Annotated in this window: 8 protein-coding genes; all 8 read left to right on the forward strand. The window is 28.6% G+C overall.

The annotated features are described in order from the left end of the window. The first annotated feature begins 198 nt into the window (after positions 1 to 198). The 8 genes from L8U37_RS02880 (at position 199) to L8U37_RS02915 (ending at position 8249) form a co-directional block, all read left to right on the forward strand. Entirely contained in the window at positions 199 to 2250 is a 2052-nt protein-coding gene (locus L8U37_RS02880; RefSeq protein WP_263728540.1) for an FTR1 family iron permease, read from the forward strand. Next, positions 2247 to 2768, forward strand: coding sequence for a ferrirhodotorulic acid transporter, periplasmic binding protein (locus L8U37_RS02885; protein WP_012661874.1), 522 nt, complete (start codon positions 2247 to 2249; stop codon positions 2766 to 2768). The genes L8U37_RS02880 and L8U37_RS02885 overlap by 4 nt, the downstream gene beginning before the upstream one ends. A 77-nt stretch (positions 2769 to 2845) precedes the next feature. Further along, positions 2846 to 4267, forward strand: a complete 1422-nt coding sequence (locus tag L8U37_RS02890; RefSeq protein WP_133319909.1) for a Fe-S-containing protein — start codon at positions 2846 to 2848, stop codon at positions 4265 to 4267. Next, entirely contained in the window at positions 4257 to 5549 is a 1293-nt protein-coding gene (locus L8U37_RS02895; RefSeq protein ID WP_263726057.1) for an ABC transporter permease, read from the forward strand. Before L8U37_RS02890 ends, L8U37_RS02895 begins: the two co-directional genes overlap by 11 nt. After that, positions 5539 to 6654, forward strand: a complete 1116-nt coding sequence (locus tag L8U37_RS02900; RefSeq protein WP_263661191.1) for an ABC transporter permease — start codon at positions 5539 to 5541, stop codon at positions 6652 to 6654. Before L8U37_RS02895 ends, L8U37_RS02900 begins: the two co-directional genes overlap by 11 nt. Beyond that, entirely contained in the window at positions 6654 to 7310 is a 657-nt protein-coding gene (locus tag L8U37_RS02905) for an ABC transporter ATP-binding protein (RefSeq protein WP_263728541.1), read from the forward strand. The genes L8U37_RS02900 and L8U37_RS02905 overlap by 1 nt, the downstream gene beginning before the upstream one ends. Further along, positions 7300 to 7791 carry a TlpA family protein disulfide reductase gene (locus tag L8U37_RS02910; protein WP_263669958.1) on the forward strand — a complete coding sequence of 164 codons (492 nt, stop codon included), beginning with the start codon at positions 7300 to 7302 and terminating at the stop codon, positions 7789 to 7791. The genes L8U37_RS02905 and L8U37_RS02910 overlap by 11 nt, the downstream gene beginning before the upstream one ends. Further along, positions 7752 to 8249 carry a TlpA family protein disulfide reductase gene (locus tag L8U37_RS02915; RefSeq protein WP_263669960.1) on the forward strand — a complete coding sequence of 166 codons (498 nt, stop codon included), beginning with the start codon at positions 7752 to 7754 and terminating at the stop codon, positions 8247 to 8249. Before L8U37_RS02910 ends, L8U37_RS02915 begins: the two co-directional genes overlap by 40 nt. Positions 8250 to 8787: the final 538 nt, after the last annotated feature.

The following is an 8787-nucleotide window of genomic DNA, read 5'->3' on the forward strand; positions in this document are numbered from 1 at the left end:
AAAGCTAAAAATAATAATTTTTTATCTTATTTTGTAGATAAAAGTAGCATTTTGTAGTATTTTTGTATGATTTATTATGAAATAAATAATGATAATGTTTATCTAAATTTAAGAAAGCTAGTACTATACTTGTGACTATGATTTTAAAAATGAATATCATTTCGGAGTAAAATAGTGTTTAAAAAAATAAGTTTATTAATGATTTTTTTATTTTGTTCTTTAACACTTGCTAGGGATATTGATTATCAAAAAGAAAGTCAAAATATTAAGCAAATTTTGAATGAAAGCATGGTGTTATATAAAGATAATAAAAATTTAGAAGCTAAGAAAAAAGCTGAAGATGCATATTTTCAGCATTTTGAAACCATGGAAGGCTCTATTGGTCGCAATGTCGGTAGAAAAGTCATTGTGATGGAGCGTAAATTTATTAATTTAAGAAAAATGTATAAAGATAAAGAAGATATTTCTAAGATAGAAGCTTTAATTAGTAGCTTGTATTTTGATTTAGATGAAGTCATTCCTATATTAGAAAAAGGATTTCAATTAAAAGCTGAAGCTAGTGATATAAATTATGATAAAAAAGCAGCTGAAAGCTCATCTTTAAAAGCAGAAAAAGAGCGTCAAGCGCAAGCTGAAGCTATGTTTGCATCTTTACTTGGAGAGGATGTTAAAGGACAAACATCATCAAATTTGACTCAAAATTCAACTACTCAAGAGCAAAATATCCAAAAAGATGAAACATTATTAGCCTTACAAGAAGCTTCAGCTATGGATGCAAGATTGCAATTTTTAATGGATTCAATGATTTCAAAACTTGATCAAGCAGCATTGGCTTTTGTAAATAAAGATTACCAAAAAGCTAAAGATTTAATCCAATCAGCATTATTCGAAGATTATAGAAATTCAAAGGTAGAAGTTTTAGTAGCAAGATACACAAAAGCGGGTATGGATAAAAAAATTCAAATAAAACTTAGAACTATAATAAGAAAAATCAACAATAACACTTTGGATGAAAAAGCTATAAGAGATGAAATTTCAGACATATCAGATTTATTATATGAAGCATTCCTAGCTTTACCTAAAGAAGAATTAGCTTTACTTCAGGTTAAAGGCTTTGATGAAAGTGTTATGAGTACTAAAAACTATACTAAAGTATATGATGATATAAAAATTGCACTTAATAATATTTTACAAAATTATGATGGTTTTAATTTAAATAGCATAGATGCTTTACAAAATGTTTATTTGGATATTTTTGAAGCAAGTGGTATGGAAAGTAAAATTGGTGCTATTGATAGTGCTTTAAAATTAAAAATAGAAAATTATTTTTCAAAAGGTGTTGCACTTATTAAAGCAAGTGCTTCTAAAGAAGAATTAAAACAGAATTTTGATGAGCTTGGTGCATTAATTGAAAATTCTTTGGATAAAATTCAAGAATCTTCACCTATGTCTTTATTTATATGGGCTTTGGGTATTATCTTAAGAGAAGGTTTAGAGGCTTTAATCATTGTTGTAGCCATAGTTTCATATTTAGTTCAAAGTGGCAATAAAAAGCGTTTAAGTATAGTATATTCAGCACTTTGGAGTGGAGTATTTTTAAGTTTTGTAACTGCATTTTTTATTTCATGGATTTTTAAAGAACAAGCAGGGCAAAGTAGAGAATTTTTAGAGGGCATTACTATGCTTGTGGCTGTTGCATTACTATTTTATGTCGGTTTTTGGCTTTTATCAAATGCGCAAAATAAAAAATGGGCAAATTATGTAAAAACTCAAGCAGTTGAAGCTATCTCAAATAATTCAGCAAAAACTTTATGGTTTAGTGTGTTTTTAGCTGTATACAGAGAAGGTGCTGAAACTATTCTTTTTTATCAAGCTTTATTATTTGATGCAAAAACAAGCACAGATTATAGTTTTATATTTATAGGATTAGCTAGTGGATTAATTATACTTATAATACTTTATTATTTATTAAAAGCTGGTGCTTTAAAAATACCAGTAAAACAATTTTTCTATATAACTTCATACATTATTTTTTATATGGTCTTTGTCTTTACAGGCAAAGGCATTGGTGAGCTCATAGAAGCCAAGGTTATTACACCAAGCTTACTTCCTTTTGATTTTGAAGGAATTTTATGGCTTGGAATTTATCCTTACTATGAGAGCATCATACCTCAGTTTATGGTTTTAATCTTACTCATTATGGGTATTTTTATAACAAAGCAAATTTCAAATAAAAGGGAAAAAATATGAAAAAAACTTTATTAAGTTTAGGTGCAGCAGCTAGTATTTTAGCTAGTTCAGTTTTTGCAGCAGAGGTGCCAATTGGCGATCCTTATGAATTAAATGGTATGGAAATAGCAGCAGTTTATTTACAGCCAATCGAAATGGAGCCAAGAGGGATTGATCTTGCAGCAAGTTTAGCAGATATTCACCTTGAAGCAGATATTCATGCATTAAAGGGTAATAAAAACGGCTTTCCAGAAGGTTTTTGGATTCCTTATTTAACTATAGCTTATAAGCTAACTAATCTTGACAATGGTAAAGTAAAAACAGGAACTCTTATGCCTATGGTAGCAGATGATGGCCCTCACTATGGTGCAAATTTAAAAATGGATACAGGCATAGGAAACTATGAGTTAGTATTTTTAATAGAAAGCCCAGAAAAACAAGGTTTTGGACGCCATGTTGATAAAGAAACGGGTGTTGGTAAATGGTTTGAGCCATTTTCAGTTAAATACAACTTTAAATACACAGGAAAACCTAAGTGATTTTTTCCCTAGCTTTTTGCTAGGGTTTATTTATAAAATTATTGATTTTATAAATAAATTCTATCAAAGAAGAGCCCATGTCGATTTATTTTGTACATTTTTTTGGAGTATTTTTTTCTTACGCACTTTTAAGTGCTTTATTTTTTTATAATCTAAAAAATTCTTTAGTGTTTAAACTTGCTTTTGTGGGTTTTGTTTTTTCTTATTTTGCTTTTTTTATTAGCGCTAAAACACTAAGTTATGATTTGTTGTATTTTTCTAATGATGTTTTATTTGTTTTATTGTTTTTAAGTGTTATCATTTTTTCTTTTATAAAAAATAATTTTTTAAAAGAAAAAATTCAAGCAATATTGCTTTTTTTATTATCTTTTGCTTTTGGTATAAAATACTTACATATTTCTATCGACTTTCCTATATTAAGCACTAATTTTTTAGATTCTTTAGCGATTAGTTCTTTTGGGCTTATTTTGCTTGCTTTTGTGATGTGTTTTGGGGTTTATCTTTTTACAAGATGGCTAAGGGAATTTAAATTTAAATTTTTAAATTTATTTTTACTCATTATCGTGATTTTTTATCTAAATGAAGCTTTAGCACAAATTTTATTGCACCTTATGAGAGAAGGTGTGATAGAAACAGAAAGTTTATATTTAAGCTATGTGGCAAAAAGTGTATATTATGCTAAATTCTATACATATATATGGTTTTTATTGCTAGGAATTTGTATAGTTTTAGCTTTAAAGCAAAGAGTGAGTGAAAACAGCAAGAAAAAAGATTTTGATATAGAATTTAGAAAAAATCAAGCAAAAAATTCAACTATAACTAATTTTAGTGCAAGTATTTTTAGTGCTATGATTTTAAGTCTTTGTATTTTTCTCTTTTATGACTTGCATGCTTCAAGACCAATCACTATAGACGAGCCAACCTATGTAGAGCCAAATGAAAATAATGAATTTGTTTTTGATGTGGCAATATTAAGAGATAATAACTTACATCGCTTTGCTTATATTAGCGATGAGGGTAAAGTGGTAAGATTTTTCTTAATTAACAAAAGAGAAGATAAAGACTCTCCAGTAGCAGTTTTTGATGCTTGTAGTATATGTGGAGATATGGGGTATGTTAAAAAAGGTGGAGAGTTAATTTGTATTTCATGTAATGTTAGAATTTTCTTACCAAGTGTAGGTAAGGCAGGTGGGTGTAATCCTATCCCTATGAAATATAAATTTGAAAATGGTAAAGTTATCATACCTTTTTCAGAAATTTTAGATGGGGTAAATTTTTTCACTCAAGTAGTAGAAAAGAAAGTTTATGATCCTATTGATCATACCGAGCTTATTAACTTAAAAGCACCAAGATCTTATGTTTATAAAGGAAGAACATATTTTTTTGCTAATGAAAAAAATTATGAAGAGTTTAAAAACGATCCTTTAAAATACATTGATATGAATAAATCTTCAAAATATAGAATTCATAATTTATTAGGAAATGACTATGCAAGTTAAGATTGTAAAAAACTCTATTTTTCAAAATAAAATCCAAAAATCTCTAGCCTTACTAACGATTTTTTTAGCTACTTTACTTATGGCTACTATGTTAAATCTTACTTTGGGTATAGGTAATGAAATTACAAAAGAATTAAGAAGTTATGGATCAAACATTTTAGTTTTACCTAAAGGTGCAAGTTTGAGTGTAGAAGTGGGTAATAAAATTTATGAGCCTTTGAAAAATCAAAATTTTTTAGAAGAAAACAAGCTCCATACTATAAAAGAAATTTTTTGGAGAAATAATATCAATGCCTTTGCGCCATTTTTAGATACTCAGGTAAAAATTCAAACTCCAAATGCAAATTATGAAAATATCTCTTTAGTGGGAACTTATTTTGATAAGGCTATAAAGATTCAAGATGATGATGATTTTTATGCAGGTATTAAAGAATTATACAAATATAGTCAAATCAAAGGAAATTACCCAAAAGATGATAGTTTAGATGAAATAATGCTAGGAATAGATTTAGCACAAAAGTATGATTTGAAAATAGATGATGAAATCACCCTTGTGCAAAATGATCAAATTTTTAAAGTAAAAATTGTTGGTATTATGGATTTAACTCAAGCTTTTTCAAATAAAATCATCACTTCTTTGCTTTTAGCACAAAAGCTTTCTAAAAAAGAAGGTTTATTCTCAAAAGCAGAAGTTTCAGCTTTGACTATACCTGAAAATGATTTAGCACAAAAAGCAAGACGCGATGTAGATAGTCTTGATCAGCTTGAGTATGATCAGTGGTATTGCACTGCTTATGTAAGTTCTATTGCCTATCAAATTGCAGAAGATTTTAAAGGTGCAAGCACAAAAGTAGTGAGTGCGATTTCAGATGCAGAAAGTTTGATAGTATCTAAAATTCAATCTTTAATGGCAGTAGTTAGCATTATATGCTTAATCGTAGCTTCCATAGCCATATCATCTTTAATGAGTGCGGATATTTTTAGAAGAAAAAATGAGATAGGGCTTTTAAAAGCTTTAGGTGCTAGCACTTTGCAAATTTATATGATTTTTGCGTTAGAAGGGGTTGTGGTAGCTTTAGTTGGGGCTGTTTTGGGCTTTGCTTTTGGTATAGGTATGTCAGAGATTATCGCCTTGAGTATATTTGAACATACCATTGAAATTTCCTGGATTATCCTACCAATTTGTTTATTTTTTGCAGTGCTTATAGTATTTTTAGGATGCTTGTTTTCTATCAAAGGAATTTCTAAACTTTCTACTTCAGAGGTTTTATATGGGAAATAATTTTTTTATGCAAGAGGTTTTTAAATCTCTTATTTTTTCTTATAAAAGAGTTTGTATTATTTTTATAGCTGTGTTTATGGGTGCTATGGTAAGTGCTTCGTTTTTTAATATTTATTTTGATATTGACACAAAATTGTCCAAAGAATTAAAAGCTTATGGAGCTAATTTTATCATCACGCCAAAAGATGATGAGTTTTTAAGCATGGATGAATTTAATCAAGCCAAAGAAAATTTGAAAGCAAAAGCTTTAACCCCATTTTTATATGGTTTTTATAATCTTGAAAGTTCAAGTGCGGTAGTTGTTGGGGTTGATTTTGCAAATTTAAAGCTTACCAAGCCTTTTATGGAGGTTTTAAAAGGAAGCTTTTCTTTGAGTGATTTTAGTGAAGATAGTGCCTTTGTGGGGGCTGATTTAGCTAAACAATTAGAGCTTAAAATAGGACAAGAATTGCAAATTTATAACCCAAGTATATCTAAAATAGTCAAAGTAAAAATCAAAGCTATTTTAAGAAGCAATGATGAGCAAGATGGGGTTTTAATCATCTCTTTAAAAAAAGCTCAAGAGTTAGCAGCTAAAGAAGTGATAAATTATGCTCAAGCTATTTTACTAGGTGATTATGAAAGCTTAGATCAAAAAGCAAAAGAACTTAGCAAGGCTAATGTAGAAGCCAAAGTCATAGCTTCAGTATCCATTAGTGAAGGTGTGATTTTAGAAAAGATCAAGGCTTTGATGGCTTTGATTAGTTTAACTATTTTGCTCATTAGTTCTTTGAGTGTAAATACCACTCTTAGTGCAGTGATTTTTTCAAGAAAAAAAGAAATAGCCTTGCACCTTGCACTAGGAGCTAAACATAAAGAAGTTATTAAACTTTTTGGAGCTGAAGTGTTTATTTTAAGCTTGAGTGCGAGTTTGCTCGGCGCTTTTTGTGGATATTTTTTGGCAAATATTTTTGGGTATTTGATTTTTAATGCAAGTATAGATTTTAGATTGCTTTCAGTGTTTTTTGCGGTACTTGTTTCTTTGGTATTTGCATTTTTTGCAAGTATCTTACCGCTAAAAAAAGCCTTAAAAATCAATGTTTGTGAAAATTTAAAGGGTGAGTGATGAAAAATATTATAAAAATTTCAAATTTAAATCGTAATTTTAATGAAGTTAAAGCTTTGCAAAATATCAACCTAGAAGTAAAGCAAGGCGAATGGCTAGCCATTATGGGCCCATCAGGTTCAGGTAAATCAACACTTTTAAATATACTTTCTTTAATGGATACTCAAAGTAGTGGGGAGTATTTTTTAGATGATAAAGAAGTTGGAAATTTAAGTGAAGAAGAAAAAAGCGTAATTAGAAGAGAAAAAATAGGTTTGATTTTTCAACAATTTCATTTAATACCTTATTTAAATGCTTTAGAAAATGTTATGCTAGCTCAGTTTTATCACTCAAGTATAGAACAAAAAGACGCTATAATGACACTAGAAAAAGTAGGGCTTTCACACAGACTTACGCATTTACCTAGCCAATTAAGTGGCGGGGAGCAACAAAGGCTATGTATAGCAAGAGCTTTAGTGAATGATCCTGAAATTTTATTAGCAGATGAGCCAACTGGAAATTTAGATGAGGCAAATGAAAAAAATATTCTAGAGCTTTTTTGTAAATTAAAACAAGATGGTAAAACCATAGTTTTAATCACTCACAATCCAGACTTAGCTACTTTTGCTGATAGAACTATCATTTTAAGCCATGGAGTGATGAAAAGTGAAAATTAAAAGTATAATTTTAGCTTGTTTATGTTTAGTTTTTTTAAGTGCATGTTTTGAAAACAACAATAAAAATGGCGGCAAAGTAGGCTTAAAAGCACCAGAAATCGCAGCTAAAAATTTAGAAGGTGAGAAAATTAAACTAGCTGATTTTGATAATCTCATTGTTTTAACCTTTGTAGAGCAAGGTTGTGCATCTTGTTTAAAAGACTTACCACTCTTGGAAAAACTAGCTAGCGAATACCCTAAAAAAATCACTATTTTAGCACTTGATTCTGTGGATAAGGGGAAAGATTTTGAAGAATTTGCTACAAAATATGATTATAAAAATATTATATTTTTGCAAGATGATTTAGATATATCATGGCAAAGATTTAACATTTTTGCAGTACCAACAACTTTTGTCATTAAAGATGGAGTTGTGCAAGATAAAATCATAGGAGAAAAACCATGGTCACAACTAAAAGCTTCTATTGCTTCTTGGCTTTAATAAGTGTTTTTTTCTTTAGTGCATGCTCAAATAATGAATTTCAAACCTTAAATTCAAGTCAAAACTATACTTTTAAATACGATGGTTTTGAAAAAACCTTAAAAACACAAAATGCAAATCAAGCTTATGCTTTATTTTTTTTCACGCAAGATTGTGGTGCGTGTAATGCACAAATTCCTATGCTAAATGAACTTTATAGAGAAAGAAATTTTCCTATTTTAGCGGTGTTAAATGGAGCTAAATCAAAAGAAGAAGCCCAAAAAATTCTTTTGGAAAAAAAGTTAAATTTACCACTTATGTATGAAGCTAAAGCAAGCTCATTTTTGTCTAAGGCTGTGGGTGGAATTTATGGTGTGCCTGTGATAGTTTTTTATGATGAAAAAGGCAAGATAAATGAAAAATTCATCGGACTTACTCCAAAAAGTGTTTTAGAAAATAAAATTAAAGTTTTACAATAACTACTGCTAACTTTTTTAAGTTTATTTTTAATTAAAAAATAAAATTTGCAATTATTTTTTTAAGTGATTTTTTATGTACTCTAAAATGCAAATATATTGTTAATGTTATTGATAGGCTGTATGTTGATTGTTTGGTATGTTACAAAAATACCCAATTAAAATAATTAACCTAAAAGCCTATAAGCAAGCATTTTGATAATTTTTTTCAAAATGAGATATTTTATATCTTATTCTTAATTTAAGCTTAAATTTATATGCATAGCAGTAGTATAACTTTTTTATGAAAATATAAAATTTCTAGGAGGTATTTTAAATACCATGAAAAGATTATTTTTTAATTTAAACCTTAGGGGGGGGGATATTGTTCAGTCATATTTTGAGAAAATATTGCATGATATTAAAATTTTTCTTACTCACTATATTTTCCTTAAACTCTTTAGAAGCTGCCACCCAGGCAAATTATGATAAAACTTCTAATGCTTATATTATTAAACAGCACAAATTTAATAATAATGATGTTTATGATTATAATCTTGAT

The organism is Campylobacter sp. RKI_CA19_01122 (genome assembly GCF_025771325.1).
GTDB lineage: Bacteria > Campylobacterota > Campylobacteria > Campylobacterales > Campylobacteraceae > Campylobacter_D > Campylobacter_D lari_D.